We start from the raw sequence: 22,827 nt of genomic DNA, 5'->3' as shown, positions 1-22,827 counted from the left end.
CGAAGTTGTGCCGGGGCGGCGGGCAGGACGTGGCCCACTCCAGGGAACGGCCATAGCCCCAGGGGTCGTCCACGTCGACCTTCGTACCGTATTTGGCCGTCTTCCAGAGGTTGTAGAGGAACGGCAGCGTCGACAGGCCGAGCAGGAACGCGCCGATCGTCGAGACGGTGTTGAGCACGGTGAAGCCGTCCGCGGCCAGATAGTCCGCGTACCGCCGGGGCATGCCCTCCGCGCCCAGCCAGTGCTGCACCAGGAACGTCGTGTGGAACCCGATGAAGAGCGTCCAGAAATGCACCCTGCCCAGCCGCTCGTCGAGCATCTTCCCCGTGAACTTCGGCCACCAGAAGTAGAAGCCAGCGAAGGTCGCGAACACGACCGTGCCGAACACCACGTAGTGGAAGTGCGCCACCACGAAGTACGAGTCCGTGACGTGGAAGTCCAGCGGCGGCGAGGCCAGGATGACCCCGCTCAACCCGCCGAACAGGAACGACACCAGGAAGCCGATCGACCACAGCATGGGCGTCTCGAAGGACAGCGAGCCCTTGAGCATCGTCCCCGTCCAGTTGAAGAACTTCACGCCTGTCGGCACGGCGATCAGGAACGACATGAACGAGAAGAACGGCAGCAGCACGGCGCCGGTGGCGAACATGTGGTGCGCCCATACGACCACCGACAGACCCGTGATGGCCATCGTCGCGCCGACGAGCATCACATAGCCGAAGATCGGCTTCCGGCTGAAGACCGGCAGGATCTCCGTGATGATGCCGAAGAACGGCAGCGCGATGATGTACACCTCCGGATGGCCGAAGAACCAGAAGAGGTGCTGCCACAGAAGCGCACCGCCGTTCGCCGCGTCGAAGACCACCGAGCCGAAGCGCCGGTCGGCCTCGAGGACCAGCAGCGCCGCGGCCAGCACGGGGAAGGCCATCAGCACCAGGATCGACGTGAACAGCACGTTCCAGGTGAAGACCGGCATCCGGAACATGGTCATGCCGGGCGCCCGCATCCCGATGATCGTGGTCAGGAAGTTGACCGCACCGAGGATCGTGCCGAAACCGGACAGCGCGAGCCCCATGATCCACATGTCGGCGCCGATGCCGGGGGAGCGCTCCAGGCCGTTGAGCGGCGCGTACGCGAACCAGCCGAAGTCGGCCGGACCACTGGGCACCAGCAGCGAGCCGAGCACGATCAGCCCGCCGAAGAGGAACAGCCAGTACGAGAGCATGTTCAGCCGGGGGAAGGCCACGTCGGGGGAGCCGATCTGCAGCGGCATGATCTCGTTGGCGAAGCCCGCGAAGGTCGGTGTCGCGAAGAGCAGCAGCATGATCGTGCCGTGCATGGTGAACATCTGGTTGAACTGCTCGTTGTCGATCAGCTGCAGCCCGGGACGGGCGAGCTCGGCCCGCATCAGCAGCGCCATCACCCCGGCGATCAGGAAGAACGCGAACGACGTGATCAGATAGAGATGGCCGATCTTCTTGTGGTCGGTGGTGGTCAGCCAGTCCACGATCAGCCGCCCCGGCCGCTTCGTCCGCACCTGCGGAGCGGTCGCCTGCGCGGTCGTCGTCCCCATCGCTGCCCCCGGGAGCCGTCGTCGAAGGTGACGCCATGATGCTCGCTCGCCCCCTGCCCCGACAGGGGGCGTCCGCGGTCCGACGACGGGCATCCGCCGTTCCGATTGGCGGACGCGCAATTCCCGTGAGCGGTCAATGATCCTGAAGAGCACCTGACACGGAAAAGGGAACGGGCCGCTGCCGGTGCCCTCGGTGACATTTCCCGGTGGCCTATTTCCGTAAGAGGCAAGGGCCCCCGGGATTATGCCGGAAGGAAGCCCGGAGGCGAGCCGGAGCAACTCGGATTCCGCCGCTGTGCGTAAGGGAGTTCACGGAAACGCCCGTCGTGATCCTGTGACACAAGTGTGACAGGTGGGGACTGGTGGAGTTCGGCCGCCGAACCGCGTGGTCCCGGGAACCGGGTGGTCCTGACCGGCCTTTCGCCGGGGCGCCCGGCCGCCTAACGTGGCGGTCATGGCACCCATTCCCAAACCGCCCGCAGAGCCCCAGGACAGCCCCGCGTCGTACGTGGGCCTTGACGCCGAGTCCGCAGAACGGCACGCCCGCGCACGCGGCTGGACCACGGTCAGGTCGCTGCCGCCGGGCGCGATCATCACCATGGAGTACCGTGCGGGACGTCTGAATTTCGAGGTCAAGAACGGCACCGTGACCCGCTGCTGGAAGGGTTGACCCCCACTGCCACCGGCATGGCGAAGGCCCCGGACCTGCCCGAAAGGGCGGGAGCCGGGGCCTTCGTGGTGCGGCGAGCGGGTGTGCGTACCGGAACCCCGCCGCTGTCTGTCAGTTGCCCGTCAACGGGCGGGCCGGGCTCGCGCCGCGCGCCACCCGGTCCGGGTGCGGCGGGCGGCGACTGCCCGCCGGGGTGACCGGAGTGCGCTCCGACCGTGCCGAGTGGGGTCCGGGCGCCAGGTGGACCGGGCCGCGCGGGGCGCCGACCCGCGGGGCCCCGACCGGATCCGGCATCGGCGTCTCCTCGTCCGCCTGGGGACGCTGCGTGACCAGCGTCGGGGCGCCGACCGGGGCGGGAACCGGCGCCGTGCCGGCCCGACGGCTGCGCCAGGTGTCCCGCAGGGCGAAGATCCACGCCTCGGCCCCGCCGATCAGCGGCTCGAACCAGGGCAGCGCCAGCAGGATCAGCAGACCCGCGGCCCAGCCGAGCAGGACGTCGCTCAGCCAGTGCGTACCGAGGTAGACGGTGGTCAGACCGACGCCGAGGGCGATCACGGCCGACACGGCCGAAAGCCAGCGCCTGGCCCGCGGCGTCGACGCCATGTAGGCCAGGATTCCCCAGGTCACGACGGCGTTCGCGGTGTGCCCTGAGGGAAATATATCGCCGCCGCGCCACATCTCGTTCGAGCCGATCACCGTCGCGTAGTGCGGGCCGAGTCTGCCCATGCCGAGCTTGGCTGCGCCCACGGTCACATTGAGCAGCAGCAGCGACGTGCCGAGCGTCAGCAGCGGGCGCAGCGTGTGCTGTCGCCAGGAGCGCCAGCCCAGCCAGGCCGCGACCATGACGGCGGTCGGGCCGCGCTGGCCCAGGACCACGTAGTAGTCGAGGAAGGCGTGGATCTCCGGCCACTGCTGGTACGGGCGGAAGAACATGACCTGCCAGTCGAACCGGACCAGCCACGACGTGGTCACCACGGCCCACACGATGGCGGCGTAGAAGGCCAGGGTTAGCCCGAACAGCACGACCCGGTGCCGGCTCATATGCGGCATGTCGAGATGGGCCGGCCGTTCCGGCTCCCGGTCCAGCCGGGCGAAGACCCGGTCCACGCGGGTCAGGTTTTGTTCGGTACGCACCCAATCGACGTTACAGCGAGTGAGGTGCCGACCTGGTCGAATCCTCGCTTTTGTGATGACGATGTGATGTGGGATTGCTCTCAACGAGGGCTTTATTCAGTGCATTTGGGGAACCCGTCCGGCGTTTCTCCTTCAATTCCGCCAAGGGTTGTGCTGCAGCGGTTTTATGACGGGCTGAATTCTGTTCACCGAGTGCTGGCGGGGAATTTCCCCGACGCTCACCGGGTCCTGGGGCGCCTCGGAGGGGCGGCGGCCGGTCACCGCGTACGCACGGCACACGCAGCCGGCTCCCGTCCGTACGGTCCGGATCCGGGGCCGGCGAACAGGCGCGACAAGATCAAGCCATGCGACCGATTATCGACTACCCGGGGAACCGGGCCGCCCCCGGGGGCGTGATGTCAGGCAGAAGAGTGGCGTACGCCACACTCCGTCGCGTACATCCATGAGAGGTCCGCCACGTGCCATCGGTGGGATCTCGCGTACTCTGGCGGCTCACTCGTGTTGTGTAGCCGGGGCCCGGGAGCCGCTCCTCCCGCGCCGAAGCTGCGGGATCCGTCCCCCACCCGCAGGCCCGCCCAGCGCGAGGGAACATCTGGGAGGTACGCCATGTCCGGGACGACCACGGCCGCTGCGCGCGGTCCCGCGGGCGCCCCCCGACATCACCACCGGGCGCAGGACACCAACCGCTGGCTCGTCCTCGTCGTCCTCTGCGTCAGCCTGTTGCTGGTCGCCGTCGACGCGACCGTCCTGCACGTCGCGGTCCCGGCCGTGACCGAGGACCTGAGGCCCGGTGCCATAGAGCTGCTGTGGATAGTCGACGTCTATCCGCTCGTCTGCGCCTCGCTGCTGATCCTCTTCGGCACGCTCGGCGACCGCGTCGGCCGCAGACGCGTCCTCCTCCTCGGGTACGCGCTGTTCGGCGTGGCCTCCGGGGCGGCGGCGCTCGCCCACACGCCGGAGATCCTCATAGCGGCCCGCGCGCTGCTCGGCGTCGGCGGCGCCATGATCATGCCGGCCACGCTGTCGATCCTCCGGCAGGTCTTCCCCGACCGTCGGGAGAGAGCCCTCGCGATCGGCATCTGGAGCGCGGTGGCCGCCGTGGGCGCCGCCGTCGGACCGCTGCTCGGCGGCTTCCTCCTCGAACACTTCTGGTGGGGCTCGGTCTTCCTCGTCAACATCCCGCTGATGCTGGTCAGCCTGCCCGTCGGCCGCTGGCTGCTGCCGGAGTCCACCGGCGACCGCAACGGGCCGTGGGACGTGGCCGGCGCGCTGATGGCCGCGGTCGGCCTCTTCGGCGTCGTGTTCGGCGTGAAGCGCGCGGGCGGCGGCGAGCCGCTGATCAGCCCGCTGACCGTGCTGCCGCTGGTGGTGGGTGCCGCACTGCTCGTCTGGTTCGTCCGCAGACAGCGGCGGCGGGCGCACCCGCTCGTCGATCTGAAGATGTTCGCCCGGCCCGCGTTCTCGACGTCTGTCGGCTGCATCGTCCTGGCGATGCTCGCCCTCGTCGGGCTCGAGCTGATCGCCGCGCAGTATCTGCAGCTCGTCCTCGGACTGTCCCCGCTGGAGACCGGGCTGCGGCTGCTGCCGCTCACCGTCGCCGCGATGGCCGCGGGCCTCGCGGGCTCGAAGCTGCTGCACCGCTTCGGGCCGCGCCGGATGGTCTGCTCCGGCTTCGTCCTCACCGCGGCGGCCGTGCTCACGCTCACCGCGATGGGCGGCCACGACAACCCCGGGCTGCTGCTCGCAGGGTTCGTCCTGCTCGGCTTCGGCCTCGAGACGACGCTCTTCGGCGCCTACGAGTCCATGCTCAGCGAGGCACCCCAGGAGCAGGCGGGCGGGGCGGCCGCGATCGGCGAGACGTCGTACCAACTGGGCGCGGGGATCGGCATCGCGCTGCTGGGCAGTGTGATGAACGCCGCGTATGCGCCCGGTCTCTCGGCAGTTCCGGGCGTCCCGGCCGCCGCGAGCGACGCCGCGAGCCACTCGCTCGGCGAGGCGTACGAGGTGTCCGGCCACCTCGGCGGTATCGCGGGCCTGACCCTGCGCGACGCGGCCCGCACCGCGTTCGTACACGGCCTCCATGTGACGCTGCTGGTCAGCGGGGGTCTGCTGCTGCTCGGTGCGCTGATGGCGCTGCGGCTGCCGCGGGTCATGGAGTGCGGGGAGCCGGCGGGGGCCGCGGAGGAGACGATCGCGGAGCCACCTCCGGCGGCAGTGCCGGGGCCTGCGGCGGCGGTCCATCCTGAGGCGGTGCCTGGTGGTGCGTCGGGTCGCGAGGGGGCGTCCGGTGGTGCGGCGCCCCTGGGGGCCGCACCACGTAATGGGGGACCCCATCGCGCGGGGCCACGCCATGCGGCACCTCGCAGTACAGCGGTCCGGAATGTGGCGGCGGCGCAGGATGCGGCGGGGGCGCTGGCAGATGCGGAGGCTCGCGGCTGACGAGTGCGCGTCGTATCCGTCTGCGGGTCCGCGCCGGTGCGCAGTCTGTCGGCGGGTGGGTCGGGGCGTACGCGTCTGCAGGTCCGCTTCGGTGCGCCACCTGATGGTGGCTGGGTCGGGGCCGCGTCGGGCGCCGAGCCCTTGTCGTTGACGGTGCCGAACGGTTGCATCAGCCGCTGCGGGCGCACATCCCGGCACGTCCCCTTCGACACGTATGCGGCTGCCGGCCAGTGGCCGGTTGCGGGCTGTCGGCTGCTGGGCCGTGGCTGGTGCGCCGCCTGCCGGTGGTCGGTTGCACGTTCGCGGCTGCTGCCCGGTGGCCGGAAGGCAAGGCACGCCAAGCGTGCCTTGCCTCAGCTCTGGTTGAAGAAACCATCCTCCGGGCGGCCCATCGCCTCGCTGACGATCTGCGTGTGCGCGGGCGTGAGCAGGAAGACACGGTGCGCGACGCGGTCGATCGAGCCGCGGAGGCCGAAGATCAGCCCGGCCGCGAAGTCCACGATGCGCTTGGCGTCGGAGGCCTCCATGGCCGTGAGGTTGACGATGACCGGGACGCCCTCCCGGTAGAGCTCACCGATGGTGCGCGCGTCACGGAAGCTGTCCGGCGTGATCGTGCCGATCCGGCGGCCCTTCTCCTCGGCCTCCTCCGTCGCCACCTTCACGCGAGGATCGGTCACCCAGACGTCACCGGGCTCGTGGCCCTCGGCCGAGTCGTCGTCATAGCCGTCGTAGTAACGCTCGTCATTGTTGTTGTCGTCGACGAGGCCAAGCCAGGCACTCGCCTTGCGCACCGATCCCATGGACGCCTCCTCTCACAGCGGTCATTCTGTGTGCCGCACCCCTATGGTCGTCCATGATGCTGACTGTGCGCCAAGGGGATAGTCGCCGCGCGGGTCTTTCGTGACGGTTCTGGTGCACAGCAAACCCGTTGGTGACCTTGATTCCCAAGGGTCTTGCTGTGTAAGGCTGCTGACTGAGAGTGAAATAATATTCTTCTCGGCGTATGGGTGACGTCGGAGCGTCCGGGTGAACGGCGCGTTCGATAGGCTGCGGCGACTCGGCTCGGTACGGCTCACGGGGGGACCGTCGTGTTCGGCATAGTCAGGCCCTGCGCACACCGTCTCGGTGAGGGACTGAAGACGCAGTGGATGGCGCATCTGTGCGGGCTGTGTCTCGCGCTGCGCGGTGACCACGGGCAGTTCGCCAGGGTCGTCACAAACTACGACGGGCTGCTCATCTCGGTCCTGACGGAGGCTCAGGCCGAGCACACCACCGGATGGCGGCGAACGGCGGGCCCCTGCCCGCTGCGCGGTATGCGTACCGCCTCCGTCGCACAGGGCGAGGGTGCGCGTCTTGCCGCGGCCGTCTCGCTCGTGCTCGCCTCGGCCAAGGTTCGCGACCACGTCGCCGACAGGGACGGGCTGTTGGCGCGCAGGCCGATGGCGGCCGCCGCGCAGCGCGTCGCCGCGAACTGGGGGCGGGCCGGACAGCGCATCGGCGCCGACGTCGGCTTCGACACGGCGATCCTCGTCGACGCCGTCGACCGGCAGACCGGGATCGAGGCCCTCGCCGGGCCCGGCACCTCCTTGTTGGCGGTCACGGAACCGACCGAGACGGCGACCGCCGCGGCCTTCGCGCACACGGCCGTCCTGGCCGGCCGGCCGGGCAATGCCGAGCCGCTCGCCGAGGCCGGCCGCTTCTTCGGTCGGCTCGCGCATCTGCTGGACGCCGTCGAGGACAGGGAAGCTGACGCCGCGTCGGATGCCTGGAACCCGCTGACCGTCACGGGCACGGACCTCTCCGAGGCACGCCGCCTCGCCGACGACGCCCTGCACGGCATACGGCTCGCGCTGCGCGAGGTCGACTTCGTGGAGGGCCGGCTGGCGCATGTGCTGCTCGCCCATGAGCTACGGCTCTCCGTGGACCGCGCATTCGGTACGAGCAGCTGCTCGCACCACGCGGAGGCATACGGGCCGCCGCCCGGCGGACCGTACGCCCCCAGCGGACCGGGCGGGCCGCCGCTTCCGCCCGAACCGCCGCACCGCGACCGGCGCGGCCTCCTCGCGGGCTGTGCGGTGTGGGCGGGCCTGGCCTGCACGTGCCAGGTGTGCTGCGGAACGTACGAGGATCCCTGGACGCGGGAGCGCAAAGACGGACTCTGCAGCCAATGCGATTGCAGCAACTGCAGTGACTGCTGCGATTGCTGTGACTGCTGCGGCAACTGCTGCGATGGATGCGACAGCTGCGACTGCGGCTGTGACTGCTGACGGTAAGGGCCGTCAGGCGTCGTATACGGGCCTCCGCCGCCACCCGACCCAGCTGTGGGTTTCCTGGCGCGTGTTTCTGATCAGTAAAACAAACACATGATCTGGTAACTGGTGCCGATGGGCCTCGTTGGTCGAGCGCAGAACCACTTCTGTTCTCCGTCAACTACCCATCCTTGTAAGGCACTTCATCAGTGGAAGACGTCACAGCGACTCCCGCAGGCGGGCGCATTCCCGGCGCCCGCGGCGGGCCGGTCCGCAAAGCCCCCCGCACCATCCGCACCAGGCTCCTCAGGATTCTCGTCCTCTCCCTGGCCATCCTGCTGACGTTGCTCGGCACCATGGCGGGCCGGCAGATCTCCGACTACCGCAACGCCAAGGACACAGCGCAGAACGCCCGGCTGGAGATCACCCTGCAGGGCCTCATCCACGAACTCCAGAAGGAGCGCGGCCTCACCACCGGCTACGTGGGCGGCGTACGCCAGTTCCGCGCCAAGCTGCCCGCCCAGCGCGAGGCGACCGACAAGGCGCGCGCCGAGCTCGACAGGACGCTGGCCGGCAAGGACACCGGCGCGTCCGAATCCGTGCGGGAATCGCTGGGCCGGCTCGCCGGACTCGCCCGCATCCGCGAGAACGCCGACGACGGCACCGGCCGGGTCAAGAGCACCTTCGACTACTTCACCACCACCATCACCGTCCTGGACCGGCTCGAAATGGGCCTCGACGACGTCCACGACACCCGGCTGCGCGCCTCCTACCAGGCACTTCAAACGCTCGGCACCGCCAAGGAGTTCACGGGCGAGGAGCGCGCCATCGTGCTCGGCTCGGTGCGCGCAGGGCACTTCCGCGACGACGACTACAGCCGCTTCATGGAGATCCGCGCCGGACGGCTCGCCGCCCTCGACGCCTTCCCGCACACCGCGACCAGCGCCCAGGAACGGCGACTCGCAGCGGCCCTCGGCACGCCCGACGCCGAACGTGCACTGTCGTACGAGACGGTGGCGGTGCGCGGCGACGGCCACCTCACCGAGTCCGACGTCCCGCCGATGGCCTGGTGGGACAGCATGACCTCGACTATCAACGGGCTGCGCGAGGTGCAGATCTCTCTCGGCGCCGACGTCGAGGAGCGGGCCGGGCAGCTCAGCGGTGAGGCGCAGCGCGACCTGCTGCTCTTCCTGCTGCTCGCGCTCGCCGCCACGGCCGTGCTCGGCGCCCTGGCGCTGGACTGCGTACGGTCCGTCTCCGCTCCCCTGAGCAACCTCGCCGAGCAGGCCCGCGACATCGCCCGCGAGCGGCTGCCCGGGGCCGTCGCCCGGATCCAGGCCGCCCCCGGCGACGAACCGGAGCCGCCCGGGCGGCTGGACGTGCCCGAACGGGCGGGTGCCGAGGTGCGCGAGGTCGCCGAGGCCTTCGACCGGGTGCAGCGCGCAGCCTTCGACCTCGCGACCGAGCAGGCCGTGCTGCGCCGCAACGCCACCGACTCGCTGGTCAGCCTCGGCCGCCGCAACCAGAACCTGGTGCGCCGTCAGATCAGCTTCATCAACAAGCTGGAGCACGAGGACGCCGACCCCGCGACGCTCGCCAACCTCTTCGAACTGGACCACCTGGCGACCCGTATGCGCCGCAACGCCGAGAGCCTCCTCGTACTCGCCGGGGAGTCCAGCCCGCGGTCGTGGTCCACGCCGCTGTCCGTCACCGACGTGCTGCGCGCCGCGCTGTCCGAGGTCGAGGAGTACCGCCGGGTCACCCTGCGCAGGATCGAACCCGCGCAGATCACCGGATCCGTGGTGGCCGAGGTCGCCCACCTGCTCGCCGAGCTCGTCGAGAACGCGCTCAGCTTCTCGCCTCCCACGTCCGAGGTCGAGATCGAGGGGCGGAGTACGAGCGCGGGCTATCTCATCGCCATCGTCGACCACGGTCTCGGCATGGACCCCCGGGCGCTCGCGGAGGCGAACGTACGTCTCTCCGGCACGGCCAGCTTCATGGCGGAACCGACCCGGTTCCTCGGCCACTTCGTGGTCGGCGCCCTCGCCCGCAAGCGCGGCATCGAGGTGCGTCTCGGGGAGGGTCCGGCCGAGGGCGTCGTCGCCCGCGTACTGATCCCCACCACCCTGCTCACGGAGGCCGGCACCCGGCCGCCCGGCGCTGCGGCGGACCCGGCCGTCGAGGCCACGGAGGCACTGCCGGCGCTGCCGGCCCAGCGCACCGAATCCCCCGCTGCCGCTGGTGTCGTGGAGTCCGCCGGTTCCGAGACCGTCGCTCCGGAGCAGGCCGGATCCGACCCCGTCGCAGCGGAGCACGCCGGACAGCTCGTCTCCGTCGGGGCAACCGCGGGGACGGGGGAGACGGCGCCGCGGGCGGCAGCCGGACGGCAGCCGGCCTCGGCGGCTTCTGCCGCGCGCGGCCCCTCCGCCGCCCGTACCCGCAACGGGCTCGTCAAACGGCCGCGGCGCAGCGCCATCGCCGACGCCGTCAGCGAGAGCGACCGGCCTGACCGCCCGGCGCCGTCCGGGCCGACTTCCGACCGCAGTCCCGAGGAGATCTCCGGGATGCTCACGTCGCTGCGCAGCGCCCATATGCGGGGCGGGATCAGCGTCGAGAAGGAGCGCGATCAGGAGAAGAAGGCCCGGCGGCAGGACCGGAAGGACCCGAAGGACCCGAAGGATCAGCAGGGGAGGGCTCCGGCTGAGCCGGAGCAGATGGAGAAGGCCGAGCAGGCGGACAAGGGTGCCGAGGCCGGCGCCGAGAAGGGCCGGGACAAGTGACCACTGTCGACGTGCACAACGACTCGAAGGCCTTCAACTGGCTGCTCGCCAACTTCGTCCGCAACACCGACGGAGTGCGCGACGCCGTCGCCGTCTCGTCCGATGGCCTCCTGATCGCCGTCTCGGACGGCCTGGGACGTACCGAGGCGGACCATCTCGCCGCGATCGTGTCGGGCCTGTCGAGCCTGGCCCGCAGCGCCTCGCGCCGCTACACCTTCGACGGCGTAAAGCTGATCATGATCGAGATGGGCCGGGGCTTTCTGCTCGTCTCCGCGATCCGGGACGGCAGCTGCCTCGGCGTCCTCGCCGACAGCAGCGGTGAACTCGGCCTGGTCGGGTACGAGATGGCCGTGCTGGCGGAGCGCGCGGGCGATCTGCTCACTCCGGCGCTCATCGTGGATCTACGAAAGGCGCTGCCACGATGAGCGGGGCAGGCACAGGCTCGTCCGACGAGGACACGACGTTCGTACGGCCGTTCATCATCACCGGCGGTCGTGTCGAACCCGCACAGGCGGATCTCCGCCTGGAGACCCTGGTCGTCGCCGTCGAGGCGTCCGATGAGACGGCGCCGCCAGGCTTCGAGCGGGTGGGGGTGCCCCCGGACGACGTACGGGCGAGGATCGTGGCGTTGTGCGAGCAGCCCACGACGGTGGCGCAGGTGGCAGCGGGGGTCGGCGTACCGCTCGGTGTCGCCAAGGTGCTCATCGCCGACCTCGTCGTGCTCGGGCGACTGACGTGTCAGCAACCGACGGAGCTGCCGCTCCACACGCTCGAGAGGATCAGGGACCATGTCCGGGCGCTCTGACAAGACCGCTCCGCTGGCGGTGAAGATCGTGGTCAGCGGCGGGCTCGGGGTCGGCAAGACGACCTTCATCGGTGCCGTGTCGGAGATCGAGCCGTTGGACACGGAGGCGGCCATCACACAGGTGTCGGTGGGCGTGGACTCGCTCGACGGGGTCGAGTCCAAGACCACCACGACCGTCGCGCTCGACTTCGGGCGGATCACGCTCGACCCGTCGATCGCGCTGTACCTGTTCGGCACCCCTGGCCAGGACCGGTTCTCCTTCCTCTGGGACGACCTGGTCGAAGGGGCACTCGGCACGGTGGTCCTCGTGGACACCCGGCGGATCGAGGACTGCTTCCCGGCGCTGGACTACTTCGAGGCGCACGGGGCTCCGTTCGTCCTCGCGGTCAACCGGTTCGAGGGGGCGCAGTGCTACGAGCTCGACGAGGTCCGCGAGGCCCTCGGCCTGGGCGGCGATGTGCCGGTGCTGGCGTGCGACGCTCGGGTCAGATCCTCCGTGCGCGACGTGCTGGCCGCACTGATGGACCAGGTCATCGGAGCTCGCACGGCGCGCCGCGCAGGGCGGACTGCGGTGCTGACGCGGTAGCCGTGCCGGGTTCCGTCCCGTACGTCCGTGTGGACGTGCGGGACGGAACCCGACCCGCTCTCGCTCACCGGCACGCCGATTTTTCGGAGAACGAATTCCGGCCACGACGGACAGGGCCGTGCCCTCCATGCGGCGGTCGAGGAGACCGGCTCGCCGACGACTGAAGGCGTGCACGGACTCGCCCCTCCTCGGGCCTCGTTCACCGAGGGCCGTGAGAATCCGAAAGGATGACGCCCATTCAGGCAGTGTCCCTCGTTCGGGTGGAACCCGTTCGGGCGGGAACCCCTTCGGCCGCCTGTACGTCAGAACTGTTGCCGATGACCAAGCCCCGGTGGCGTGTTGCAGGAGCGCACAGCCACCGGGGCCGGTTGGCGTGTATGCACAGACGGCCGAAAGGCGCCCTTGTGCCCGGCAGTCCTCGCGCCGAATACTCCCGAGCAGCGCTTGTCAGGGGCACGGCTTGTCCGGAATCCGGAACGGCCGGGCCCTTTGGCTGCGCCTCACGGGCCCCGACCCCACAGGGGCCCCCGACTTCCCCTCGGGAGGAACGAACAGTGAGGATCAAGCGCACTACCCCCCGCAGCGGTATCGCGAGACGGACCCGGCTGATCGCCGTGGCCACCGGACTCGTGGCCGTGGCCGCTTTCGCCGTACCCACCGCGAACGCGGGCGAAGTGCAGACCTACAGCGCGTCCCAGCTGACCAAGGCGAGCGGCTCCGTGCTCAAGGCAGACGTGCCGGGCACGGCTTGGGCGGTCGACCAGACGACGAAGCGACTTGTGGTCACCGTCGACAGCACGGTCTCCAAGGCGGAGATCGCGAAGATCAAGGAGACGGCGGGCAGCACCGCCGGCGCCATTCAGATCAAGCGCACCCCGGGCACGTTCAACAAGCTGATCTCCGGCGGCGACGCAATCTATGCGAGTAGCTGGCGCTGCTCCCTCGGCTTCAACGTGCGCAGCGGCAGCACGTACTACTTCCTGACCGCCGGCCACTGCACCGACGGCGCCGGCACGTGGTGGTCCAACTCCGCGCACACCACGACGCTCGGCACCACCGCGGGTTCCAGCTTCCCGGGCAACGACTACGGCATCGTGCGGTACACCAACACTTCGGTGACCAAGTCGGGCACCGTCGGCAGTGTGGACATCACCAGCGCCGCCACCCCGAGCGTCGGCGCCACCGTCTACCGCCGCGGCTCCACCACCGGCACGCACAGCGGCCGAGTCACCGCCCTCAACGCCACCGTCAACTACGGCGGCGGCGACATCGTCTACGGCATGATCCAGACCACGGTCTGCGCCGAGCCCGGCGACTCCGGCGGTCCGCTCTACTCCAGCGGCGGCGTCGCGTACGGTCTGACCTCCGGCGGCAGCGGTGACTGCACCTCCGGCGGCACGACCTTCTTCCAGCCCGTCACCGAGGCCCTGAGCGCATACGGAGTCAGCGTCTACTGACCCGCGCACCGGCGACACGTAGCACGCGCGCGTACCACAGCACCACAAGCACCACCGGAAGACCTGCAGCCAGCAGCAGGGAGCCCCCGCACGAACTGCCGTGCGGGGGCTCGCCGTTGTTCGTGCACGGTGCGGCGAACGGCGGAATCCAGACAGGACTAGTCCTCACGCGCTGCCCACCCGCCGCTTGCACGCCGTGTTTGCACCGGGAACCGATGCGGCCCGCATGTGGCGCGATCAGCGGTGCTACGGACATGGGGGCGACGCTCAACGCGGGTAGATCGCCTGCCCCTTGCTGCGTGCGCGTCCAGAAGTCGACCTTGTGTCCGACCTGACGGTCTCGGAATAGTGGGCGCCACGATTGGCATGGACGCGGCTTTTTTGGCGTCTGCCGGGTCCATGCCCGTACGCCTTCCGGTCCCGCGCGTCCCCACGACAACCGGGACCAACCCCCCACAGGAGGACGTGAGTTGAAGCACCGACGCATACCCAGGCGGCGTGCCGCCGTGGCAGGTGCGGGCATCGCCGCACTGGTCGCCGCGGGCGTCACCTTCCAGACCGCGAACGCGAGCACGGACACCCCCACTCCCACCCCGGAAACCCTCTCCGTGGCGACGGCCGGAAAGCTCGCCTCGTCGCTCACCAAGCAGCTCGGCGCCGACGCGGCGGGCACGTACTACGACGCGAAGGCCAGGCACCTCGTCGTGAACGTCCTCGACGAGGACGCCGCGGGGACCGCTGAGGCGGCCGGCGCCCAGGCGAGAATCGTCGAGAACTCGCTGGCCGAGCTGAAGAGCGCCCGTACCACGCTGAAGGGCAAGGCGACCATCCCCGGCACAGCCTGGGCGGTCGACCCGGCGTCCAACAAGGTCGTCGTCACAGCGGACCGGACGGTCAAGGGCGCTGAGCTGGACAAGCTGACCGAGGTCGTCAAGGGCCTGGGCGGCACGGCCGAACTCAAGTACACCAAGGGCGAGTTCAAGCCCTTCATCGCCGGCGGCGACGCGATCACCGGTGACGGCGGCCGCTGCTCGCTCGGCTTCAACGTGGTCAAGGACGGGGAGCCGTACTTCCTGACCGCCGGGCACTGCACCGAGGCGATCTCCACCTGGTCGGACTCGGACGGCAACGTGATCGGCGAGAACGAGGACTCCAGCTTCCCGGGCAACGACTACGGCCTGGTGAAGTACACCGCCGATGTGGACCACCCCAGTGAGGTCGATCTCTACGACGGCAGCGCGCAGGAGATCACCGGGGCGGGCGAGGCGACCGTCGGCATGCAGGTGACGCGCAGCGGCTCCACGACCCAGGTGCACGACGGCGAGGTCACCGGGCTCGACGCGACCGTGAACTACGGCAGCGGCGACGTCGTCGAGGGGCTCATCCAGACCACGGTCTGCGCCGAGCCCGGCGACTCCGGAGGCTCGCTCTTCTCCGGCAGTACCGCGATCGGCCTCACCTCGGGCGGCAGCGGCGACTGCACCTCGGGCGGCGAGACGTTCTTCCAGCCGGTCACCGAGGCGCTGAGCGCGTACGGGGCCGAGATCGGCTGACGGCGCGGACGCCCCGGCTTCATGTGGGGCGCGGAACGAGGGCCGGCCCGCCATGGTGGCGGGCCGGCCCCTTCGTGTGTCCCGAGCCGGGCTGGCCCTTCGTGTACCCCGAGCTGGGGCTGCGCGAGTCTATCTCGTACGTCTGTTCGAAAATGGTCTATGGTGGAGCTGGGGGTGGCGAGAGCAGGTGTGATCAGGAGGTGCGTGTGCCAGGATTCACGCATCTGCACACCGTTTCGGGGTTCTCCGTGCGGTACGGGGCCTCGCACCCGGAGCGGCTGGCCGAGCGTGCCGCCGAGCGGGGCATGGACGCCCTCGCGCTCACCGACCGGGACACCGTGGCAGGCACGGTCCGCTTCGCCAAGGCCTGTGCGCAGGCCGGAGTGCGGCCGCTGTTCGGGGCGGAGCTCGCGGTCGCCGCGCCCGTACCGCCTCGCCCGGGGCGTGCCCATGCACGTACCCCCGTACGCGGGGGTGCCTTCATCGACGAGTCGACACCGCGCGTCACCTACCTCGCCCGGGACGGCGCCCGCGGCTGGGCCGCCCTGTGCCGTTTGATCACCACCGCCCACAACGCCGAGGGCCGCCGCATCCCTGAGGACCGCCCGGTCCTGCCGTGGCAGGAGAACCGCGGCGAAGGCCTGACCGTGCTGCTCGGCCCCGCATCCGACGTGGGACTCGCGCTCGCCGCGGGCCGACCGGACCGGGCCGCCGTGCTGCTCGCGCCCTGGCGTGAGATCTACGGCGACGCGCTGCGCCTGGAAGCCGTCCACCACGGCCGGCAGGGCGCGGGCCCCGGCTCGCTCCGGCTCGCCGCCCGCACCGTGGGCTTCGCCGCCGAGCAGGGCATCCGCCCCGTACTGACCAACGACGTCCGCTATGCCGACCCGGGCCTCGGCCCGGTCGCCGACGTCCTCGACGCGGCCCGCCGCCTCGTCCCCATCGACCCCCGCAAGGAGCTGGACGGCGGCGAGCGCTGGCTCAAGGGCGCCGACGACATGCTGCGCATCGCCGAGCGGATCGTCGAGGCCGCGGGCTACCGCCGCGACACCGCGTACCGCCTGCTCGATCAGACGCAGGCCACCGCCGCCGAATGCGTCGTCGACCCCGGGGACGATCTCGGTATCGGCTCCGTCCACTTTCCCGAGCCGCACCTCGTCGGCGCCGGGCGCCGGACCGCTCAGCGCGTCCTGGCGTCGCGCGCCGCGGCGGGCATGGTGCTCCGCGGCTACGACCGCCGCCCCGACGCCCGCCTGTACTGGGAGCGGATGCACCACGAGCTGGACATCATCGCCCACCACCACTTCGCCACGTACTTCCTCACGGTGGCCGAGGTCGTCGACGACGTCCGGCGGATGGGTATCCGCGTTGCCGCGCGCGGCTCGGGTGCCGGGTCCCTCGTCAACCACCTCCTCGGCATCGCGCACGCCGACCCGGTGGAGCAGAACCTGCTGATGGAGCGCTTCCTGTCCAAGAAGCGGATCGCGCTGCCCGACATCGACATCGATGTGGAGTCCGCACGCCGGCTCGACGTCTACCGCGCGATCATCGGCCGGTTCGGCAGCGAGCGGGTCGCGACCGTCGCCATGCCCGAGACCTACCGGGTGCGGCACGCCATCCGCGACGTGGGCGCCGCCCTGTCCATGGACCCGGCGGACATCGACCGGATCGCCAAGTCCTTCCCGCACATCCGCGCGCGCGACGCCCGCGCGGCCATGGACGAGCTGCCCGAACTGCGCGAGGTGGCGGGGGAACGGGACCGGCACGGACGCCTGTGGGAGCTGGTCGAGGCGCTGGACGCGTTGCCGCGCGGGGTCGCCATGCACCCGTGCGGAGTGCTGCTCTCCGACGCCTCGCTGCTCTCCCGTACGCCCACCATGCCGACCAGCGGCGAGGGCTTCCCCATGTCGCAGTTCGACAAGGACGACGTCGAGGGCCTGGGACTGCTCAAGCTCGACGTGCTGGGTGTGCGGATGCAGTCGGCGATGGCGCACGCGATCGCCGAGGTCGAGCGGGTGACGGGTGTCCATGTCGACATCGACGCCGTGCCCGAAGGTGATCCGTCGACGTATCGACTCATCCGCTCCACCGAGACACTGGGCTGCTTCCAGATCGAGTCGCCGGGCCAGCGCGACCTGATCGGGCGGCTGCAGCCGGAGACCTTCCACGACCTCGTCGTCGACATATCGCTCTTCCGGCCGGGCCCTGTCGCGGCCGACATGGTGCGGCCGTTCATCGCGGCGCGGCACGGCCGGGCGCCGGTCCGCTATCCGCACCCGGACCTGGAGGAACCGCTCAAGGAGACCTACGGAGTCGTGGTCTTCCACGAGCAGATCATCGAGATCGTGCGCATCATGACCGGCTGCGGGCGCGACGAGGCCGACCAGGTGCGCCGCGCGCTGTCCGACGTCGAGTCGCAGGGACGGGTCCGCGCCTGGTTCGCGCAGGAGGCGACGGCGAAGGGGTACGACGCCGAGACGATCGCCCGGACGTGGGAGATCGTGGAGGCCTTCGGCTCGTACGGCTTCTGCAAGGCGCATGCCGTCGCCTTCGCCGTGCCGACGTACCAGTCGGCGTGGCTGAAGGCCCATCATCCGGCCGCTTTCTACGCGGGGTTGCTCACCCATGATCCCGGGATGTACCCGAAGCGGCTGCTGCTCGCGGATGCGCGGCGGCAGGGGGTGCCGATCCTGCCGTTGGATGTGAACCGGTCCGGGGTCGATCATCGGATCGAACTGGTGTCTGGTTCTGGGGGTTCAGGCGGTTCTGACGACGGCCGCTCCGGTGGTGACGGCCGCGGCCGGTGGGGTCTCCGGCTCGCCCTCTCCGACGTTCACGGCATCAGCAAGGCCGAGGCGCAGCGGATCGCCGACGGGCAGCCGTACTCCTCGCTGCTCGACTTCTGGGAGCGGGCGAGGCCCAGCCGGCCGGTCGCACAACGGCTCGCGCAGGTCGGCGCGCTGGACGAGTTCGGCGCCAACCGCCGGGATCTGCAGCTGCACCTGTCGGAGCTGCACCGCGGCGCGCACGCCTCCGGTACCTCCCAGCTGCCTCTCGCCGGCGGTCGCAGGACCGCCCCGGCCGGGCTGCCCGACCTGGGCGCCGCGGAGCGGCTCAGCGCCGAGCTAGGCGTCCTCGGCATGGACGCGTCGCGCCATCTCATGGGCGACTACCAGCAGTTCCTGGACGAGCTGGGCGTGGTGCCGGCGCGTCGGCTGCGGACGGCCAGGCACGGCGAAACGGTCCTGGTCGCGGGGGCGAAGGCGGCCACCCAGACACCGCCGATCCGCTCCGGCAAGCGGGTCATCTTCACCACCCTCGACGACGGCACGGGCCTGGTCGACCTCGCCTTCTTCGACGACGCCCACGCCGCGTGCGCGCACACGGTCTTCCACTCCTGGCTGCTGCTCGTACGCGGTGTGGTGCAGCGCCGCGGACCCCGCAGCCTCAGCATGGTCGGCTCCGCCGCCTGGAACCTCGCCGACCTGCTGGAGCTGCGCCGCGAGGGCGGCCTCGACGCGGTGGCGCAGCGGCTGGCCGAGCCGGCGGCGGCGCCGTCACCGGAGGAGCCCGGAGAGGGCGGCGGGGGAGAGGCGGAAGGCGGCCGTGAGGAGGGTGCGGACGGCCGCCGCATCCGGATGCCCACCGGATACGAGATGCATCCGTGGGCGGACCTGCGTCCGGCGGGCGAAGGCCCGGCGAGCGGACGGAAGTTGTGGCACCAGAGTCCAGGGAGTGCGGGATGACCATCCTCTGTCTGCGTTTCCAGCTGCCGTCGGCGGGTGAGGCCGTCCTGCCGGGGCTCCTCACGCTGCTCGGAGAGTTCACCCCCGTCGTCGAGGCGGCCCCACCCGACGCGGCGCTCGCCGATCTGGGCGGAGCGGAACGGTACTTCGGACGGGAGGCGGTCGAGCTGGCCGCGGTGATACGGGTGCGTGCACTCGCCCTGTACGGCGTTGACTGCGCGATCGGGGCCGGGCCCGGGCCGATGCTGGCGCGGATGGCCGCCCGCGACGCCGCGCCGGGGGTGACCCGGGTCGTGCCCGAGGACCCGGACGCCATCGCCGAGTTCCTCGCCGACAAGCACGTCTCGGCGCTCCCCGGGGTCGGTGCCGCGACCGCCCGCACTCTCGGCTCGTACGGGCTCGACACCATCGGCAGGCTCGCGGCCGCGCCCCTGTCCACCGTGCAGCGGCTCGTCGGCGCGCGCGCCGGGCGGGAGCTGCACGAGAAGGCGCACGGCATCGACCGGAGCCGCGTAGTCCCGAACGCCGCAGCTCGCTCGCTGGCCTCCGAACGGACCTTCCCGCGCGACGAGCTGGACCCGTTCCAGCACCGGCGCGCCCTGCTCTCGATCACCGAGGAGCTGGGCGCCCGGCTGCGCGCCGAGAAGCAGGTGTGCCGCGCGCTGGCCCTCACCGTGCGCTACGCGGACCGCTCGACGACCACGCGCAGCCGGACGCTCCCCGAGCCGACCGCCCACTCGTCCGCGCTCACCGACGCCGCGTACCGGATGTACGAGGCGCTCGGCCTGCAGCGGGCCCGGGTGCGCGCCGTCGCGCTGCGCGCCGAGGGCCTGGGCCCGGCCGAAGGCACCGCCCACCAGCTCAGTTTCGACCCGGTGGACGAGAAGGCCCGCCGCCTCGAGGAGGCCGCGGACAAGGCCCGCGCCCGGTTCGGCCCGGGCGCGGTCATCCCGGGGGCACTGGCGGCTTAGGGCGCCGGCGCCCCGGCGCGTTTTCGACGCGTCGGGGAGCGGCGTGTCAGCGCGTCCACGGAGGGCTGATGCGCGTGCCGTCGGCGAGTTCCGCCTCCAGGCCGATGGACGTGGCGACCCACGCGACGGCGGGCTCGTCGGACGGATTCCGTACGCGCAGGGTCGCGCCGGGATTGATGATCGCGGTGTCACCCGCGGCCAGCGGCTCGGTGTGCCCGTCGAGCGTGATGAGCAGCGCCCCGCTGAGCAGATGGAAGATCTCCTCCCGGGTGACGGTGTGCGCGGGGGCGTCCGTCCCCGCGGGGATCTCGCCCCGCCAGGCGCACAGCTCTTTGCTGCCGCTCGCGGGCGAGGCATGGGACACGAAGCGGGTGCCGTGCATCTCATGGACGACGGCTTCGGACGAACGGATGACGGGCATGGCAGACCTCCAGGTAGTCAAGAAGATTGACCATATGGTCAAGCTAATTGACCAGTTCGTCAAGGGTGCTTCAATGCGTCCGTGCAGAACTCCGAAGCCTTGGCCCTGTCCACCGCCCTCCTCGCCATCGCGGGCGAGCTCACCCAGCGCATCCACGACGGCGTCGTCGCCCGTGGCTTCGAAGGGCTGCGCCCGGCGCACGGCTTCGCCTTCACCCGGATCGCCCCGGGCGGTGCGACCGTCACCGAGGTCGCCGAACACCTCGGGGTCACCAAGCAGGCGGCGAGCCAGCTCGTGGACGAGCTCGTACGGAAGGGGTACGCACGGCGCGAGCCGCATCCCCGTGACGCGCGCGCCCGGCTGGTCGTACTCACGGAGCTGGGCTGGTCCTGCACCCGCGCCGCCGAGGAAGCCGCGGCGGAGGCGGTACGCCCCTGGGTGGAGGCGCTCGGCGAACGCAAAGTCCGGGCTCTGTGCGGCGATCTGCTGCGGCTCGCGCCACGGGGGCCGATCAGACCCGTCTGGTGACGCGCAGGTCGGACCAGGGTGACGGCCCTCCTCCGAGGCGCCCTTGACGGCGGCTCAGTTTTTGCTGTCGCACCACTTCACCGCCGGGTTACTCGCCCGTAATTTGTTATGAGCGCCACCTTCTTGTGGTCCGGGCCGCAGGGCGAACTGTCATCCGCAATTCCCTTGAGCCGCAAGGAGATCGCCCGATGCTGCCCTGGAAGCGTCCCTGGAGACGTACGTTCAGACCCCGGTCCGCAGCGCTGCTGCTCGCCGCTGCCCTCACCTTCGCCGCGCCGGCCGCCACCGCACAGGCCCAGGCCCCGAGCAGCGGCTGGAACAACTGCTCCTGCAAGCCGTCCGCCGCGCACCCGCGGCCCGTCGTCCTCGTCCACGGAACCTTCGGGAACTCTGTCGACAACTGGCTCGCCCTCGCGCCCTATCTGGCGGGCCGCGGCTACTGCGTCTACTCCCTCGACTACGGGCAGCTACCCGGCGTGCCGCTCTTCCACGGCCTCGGCCCCATCGACAAGTCGGCGAGTCAATTAGCCGCCTTCGTCGACACCGTGCTCGCCTCGACGGGTGCCGCCGAGGCCGACCTCGTCGGGCACTCGCAGGGCGGAATGATGCCGCGCTACTACCTCAAGTTCCTCGGCGGTGCCGCCAAGGTGAACGCCCTCGTCGGCCTCGCCCCCGACAACCACGGCACCACCCTGTCGGGCCTCACCAAGCTCCTGCCGTATTTCCCGGGCGCGGAGGACCTGCTCTCCGCGGCCACCCCCGGGCTCGCCGACCAGATCGCCGGATCCCCCTTCCTGACCAGGCTCAACGAAGGCGGCGACACCGTCCCCGGCGTCCGCTACACCGTCATCGCCACCAAGTACGACGAGGTCGCGACGCCGTACCGCTCGCAGTTCCTGGACGGGCCGGACGTACGCAACGTGGTGGTGCAGGACCTGTGTCCCGCCGATCTGTCCGAGCATGTCGCGATCGGGCTCCTGGACCGCGTCGCCTTCCACGAGGTGGCGAACGCACTCGACCCCGCCCACGCCACCCCGACCACTTGCGCCTCAGCTCTCAACTAGGCTGTGGAGCACGGCCGTTCGTCCCAGCTGACGCCGTCGCAGGGCGGAGGCTGCCGCGGGCACGGACGCCAGCGGCTCTCCGGCCGTCGGTGGCCGTGCCCGCGGCGCGTGTACGGCCTCAGCCCACCCACCGGTAGCGCCGCTCGGGCCGTCCCGTCCTCCCGTACTTGAGCGTCACCTGCGCCCGGCCCGTATCCGCGAAGTACTCGAGGTAGCGGCGGGCGCTGACCCGGGACAGGCTGCCCGCGCGGGCGCACTCCGAGGCGGAGAGGCCGTCCGGGTGGGCCCGCAGGGTGCGTTCGACGAGCTCCGCGGTGTGCGCCGCGAGCCCCTTCGGCAGCTCGCGGGAGCCGGGCGGGCGGGCGCCGAAGATCTGGTCGACATCCTCCTGGCGCGCCTCGTCGAGGCCCTCGAGGCGGGCCCGCAACGCCGCCACGTGCCGCAACTGCTCCTGCAGCGCCGCCTGGTTGAACGGCTTGATCAGATAGTGCAGCGCCCCGGCGCGCAACGCGGCCCGCACGATCTCCGCATCCCGCGCCGCCGTGATGAACAGGACGTCCACCGCCGCCCGTTGCGGATCGCGCTCCTCGGCGGCGCGCAGCTCGCGCAGCACGCCGATCCCGTCCATGTCGGGCAGATAGACGTCCAGGAGTACGAGGTCAGGGCTCAGCCGCTGCACGGCATGCAGTGCCTCCACGCCGCTGTGCGCGACGCCGACGACCGTGAACCCGTCCGTCGCGGACACATACCGGCTGTGCAGCTTTGCGACCATGAAGTCGTCGTCCACCACCAGCACCTTCGTCATCAACCGCAGGCTATGGGGCCGACCACAAGGACCACAACGTTCCTTG

At 70.8% G+C, this 22,827-nt stretch carries 17 protein-coding genes and 1 pseudogene; 13 read left to right on the top strand and 5 right to left on the bottom strand.

What is annotated here, in order from left to right:
- Position 1: 1 nt before the first annotated feature.
- A pseudogene (gene ctaD / locus ABT009_RS06870) lies at positions 2-1,573 on the bottom strand (aa3-type cytochrome oxidase subunit I); the annotation flags it as partial.
- Positions 1,574-2,027: 454 nt separating this feature from the next.
- Between ctaD and ABT009_RS06865 the strand changes: the two are divergent.
- The gene (locus tag ABT009_RS06865; RefSeq protein WP_351290322.1) at positions 2,028-2,243 is read left to right on the top strand and encodes an I78 family peptidase inhibitor; all 216 of its coding nucleotides are present in this window, start codon (positions 2,028-2,030) and stop codon (positions 2,241-2,243) included.
- A gap of 111 nt (positions 2,244-2,354) precedes the next feature.
- Here the strand turns inward: ABT009_RS06865 and ABT009_RS06860 are convergent, their stop codons facing one another.
- Complete coding sequence (locus ABT009_RS06860) at positions 2,355-3,377, bottom strand: phosphatase PAP2 family protein (RefSeq protein ID WP_351290320.1); 1,023 nt, start codon at positions 3,375-3,377, stop codon at positions 2,355-2,357.
- 606 nt (positions 3,378-3,983) lie between these two features.
- On the opposite strand from ABT009_RS06860, the gene ABT009_RS06855 reads away from it, so the two are divergent.
- Complete coding sequence (locus tag ABT009_RS06855; RefSeq protein ID WP_351290318.1) at positions 3,984-5,816, top strand: MFS transporter; 1,833 nt, start codon at positions 3,984-3,986, stop codon at positions 5,814-5,816.
- A 353-nt stretch (positions 5,817-6,169) separates the two neighbouring features.
- On the opposite strand, the gene ABT009_RS06850 is transcribed toward ABT009_RS06855, so the two are convergent.
- On the bottom strand, positions 6,170-6,616 hold the full coding sequence (locus ABT009_RS06850) for a cell division protein SepF (protein ID WP_351290316.1): 447 nt from the start codon (positions 6,614-6,616) through the stop codon (positions 6,170-6,172).
- A 288-nt stretch (positions 6,617-6,904) separates the two neighbouring features.
- On the opposite strand from ABT009_RS06850, the gene ABT009_RS06845 reads away from it, so the two are divergent.
- The 9 genes from ABT009_RS06845 to ABT009_RS06805 all read left to right on the top strand — a co-directional run bounded on the left by ABT009_RS06845 (position 6,905) and on the right by ABT009_RS06805 (position 19,963).
- The gene (locus ABT009_RS06845; protein WP_351290314.1) at positions 6,905-8,083 is read left to right on the top strand and encodes a DUF5685 family protein; all 1,179 of its coding nucleotides are present in this window, start codon (positions 6,905-6,907) and stop codon (positions 8,081-8,083) included.
- 191 nt (positions 8,084-8,274) lie between these two features.
- Positions 8,275-10,845 (top strand): nitrate- and nitrite sensing domain-containing protein, encoded by a 2,571-nt coding sequence (locus ABT009_RS06840; protein ID WP_351290312.1) that lies wholly within the window; start codon positions 8,275-8,277, stop codon positions 10,843-10,845.
- Positions 10,842-11,270, top strand: coding sequence for a roadblock/LC7 domain-containing protein (locus ABT009_RS06835; RefSeq protein WP_351290310.1), 429 nt, complete (start codon positions 10,842-10,844; stop codon positions 11,268-11,270). Before ABT009_RS06840 ends, ABT009_RS06835 begins: the two co-directional genes overlap by 4 nt.
- Complete coding sequence (locus tag ABT009_RS06830; protein WP_351290308.1) at positions 11,267-11,650, top strand: DUF742 domain-containing protein; 384 nt, start codon at positions 11,267-11,269, stop codon at positions 11,648-11,650. Before ABT009_RS06835 ends, ABT009_RS06830 begins: the two co-directional genes overlap by 4 nt.
- Positions 11,634-12,236, top strand: a complete 603-nt coding sequence (locus ABT009_RS06825; RefSeq protein WP_351290306.1) for a GTP-binding protein — start codon at positions 11,634-11,636, stop codon at positions 12,234-12,236. Before ABT009_RS06830 ends, ABT009_RS06825 begins: the two co-directional genes overlap by 17 nt.
- 554 nt (positions 12,237-12,790) lie before the next feature.
- Positions 12,791-13,693 carry a S1 family peptidase gene (locus tag ABT009_RS06820; RefSeq protein WP_351290304.1) on the top strand — a complete coding sequence of 301 codons (903 nt, stop codon included), beginning with the start codon at positions 12,791-12,793 and terminating at the stop codon, positions 13,691-13,693.
- A 470-nt stretch (positions 13,694-14,163) separates the two neighbouring features.
- Entirely contained in the window at positions 14,164-15,246 is a 1,083-nt protein-coding gene (locus tag ABT009_RS06815) for a S1 family peptidase (protein WP_351290302.1), read from the top strand.
- Between the two features lie 206 nt (positions 15,247-15,452).
- The gene (locus ABT009_RS06810) at positions 15,453-18,992 is read left to right on the top strand and encodes a DNA polymerase III subunit alpha (RefSeq protein ID WP_351290300.1); all 3,540 of its coding nucleotides are present in this window, start codon (positions 15,453-15,455) and stop codon (positions 18,990-18,992) included.
- Positions 18,989-19,963 carry a DNA polymerase Y family protein gene (locus tag ABT009_RS06805; protein ID WP_351290298.1) on the top strand — a complete coding sequence of 325 codons (975 nt, stop codon included), beginning with the start codon at positions 18,989-18,991 and terminating at the stop codon, positions 19,961-19,963. Before ABT009_RS06810 ends, ABT009_RS06805 begins: the two co-directional genes overlap by 4 nt.
- 46 nt (positions 19,964-20,009) lie before the next feature.
- On the opposite strand, the gene ABT009_RS06800 is transcribed toward ABT009_RS06805, so the two are convergent.
- Entirely contained in the window at positions 20,010-20,384 is a 375-nt protein-coding gene (locus ABT009_RS06800; protein WP_351290296.1) for a cupin domain-containing protein, read from the bottom strand.
- Positions 20,385-20,465: 81 nt separating this feature from the next.
- On the opposite strand from ABT009_RS06800, the gene ABT009_RS06795 reads away from it, so the two are divergent.
- Entirely contained in the window at positions 20,466-20,912 is a 447-nt protein-coding gene (locus tag ABT009_RS06795) for a MarR family winged helix-turn-helix transcriptional regulator (RefSeq protein WP_351290294.1), read from the top strand.
- A 188-nt stretch (positions 20,913-21,100) separates the two neighbouring features.
- Positions 21,101-21,976, top strand: a complete 876-nt coding sequence (locus ABT009_RS06790; RefSeq protein WP_351290292.1) for an esterase/lipase family protein — start codon at positions 21,101-21,103, stop codon at positions 21,974-21,976.
- A gap of 118 nt (positions 21,977-22,094) precedes the next feature.
- Here the strand turns inward: ABT009_RS06790 and ABT009_RS06785 are convergent, their stop codons facing one another.
- On the bottom strand, positions 22,095-22,781 hold the full coding sequence (locus ABT009_RS06785; RefSeq protein WP_351290290.1) for a response regulator: 687 nt from the start codon (positions 22,779-22,781) through the stop codon (positions 22,095-22,097).
- Positions 22,782-22,827 lie beyond the last annotated feature (46 nt).

The sequence above is a fragment of the Streptomyces sp. NPDC002896 genome (assembly GCF_040295225.1).
GTDB lineage: Bacteria > Actinomycetota > Actinomycetes > Streptomycetales > Streptomycetaceae > Streptomyces.
Note: the sequence above shows the minus strand (reverse complement) of the source record. Positions and strands in the feature narration are given on the sequence as shown.

Excerpts from the sequence above, each read along its gene's own strand:
- ABT009_RS06865 (WP_351290322.1), top strand. The coding sequence starts at position 2,028 with ATGGCACCCATTCCCAAACCGCCCGCAGAGCCCCAGGACAGCCCCGCG.
- ABT009_RS06855 (WP_351290318.1), top strand. The coding sequence starts at position 3,984 with ATGTCCGGGACGACCACGGCCGCTGCGCGCGGTCCCGCGGGCGCCCCC.
- ABT009_RS06850 (WP_351290316.1), bottom strand. The coding sequence starts at position 6,616 with ATGGGATCGGTGCGCAAGGCGAGTGCCTGGCTTGGCCTCGTCGACGAC.
- ABT009_RS06830 (WP_351290308.1), top strand. The coding sequence starts at position 11,267 with ATGAGCGGGGCAGGCACAGGCTCGTCCGACGAGGACACGACGTTCGTA.
- ABT009_RS06825 (WP_351290306.1), top strand. The coding sequence starts at position 11,634 with ATGTCCGGGCGCTCTGACAAGACCGCTCCGCTGGCGGTGAAGATCGTG.
- ABT009_RS06805 (WP_351290298.1), top strand. The coding sequence starts at position 18,989 with ATGACCATCCTCTGTCTGCGTTTCCAGCTGCCGTCGGCGGGTGAGGCC.
- ABT009_RS06800 (WP_351290296.1), bottom strand. The coding sequence starts at position 20,384 with ATGCCCGTCATCCGTTCGTCCGAAGCCGTCGTCCATGAGATGCACGGC.
- ABT009_RS06790 (WP_351290292.1), top strand. The coding sequence starts at position 21,101 with ATGCTGCCCTGGAAGCGTCCCTGGAGACGTACGTTCAGACCCCGGTCC.
- ABT009_RS06785 (WP_351290290.1), bottom strand. The coding sequence starts at position 22,781 with ATGACGAAGGTGCTGGTGGTGGACGACGACTTCATGGTCGCAAAGCTG.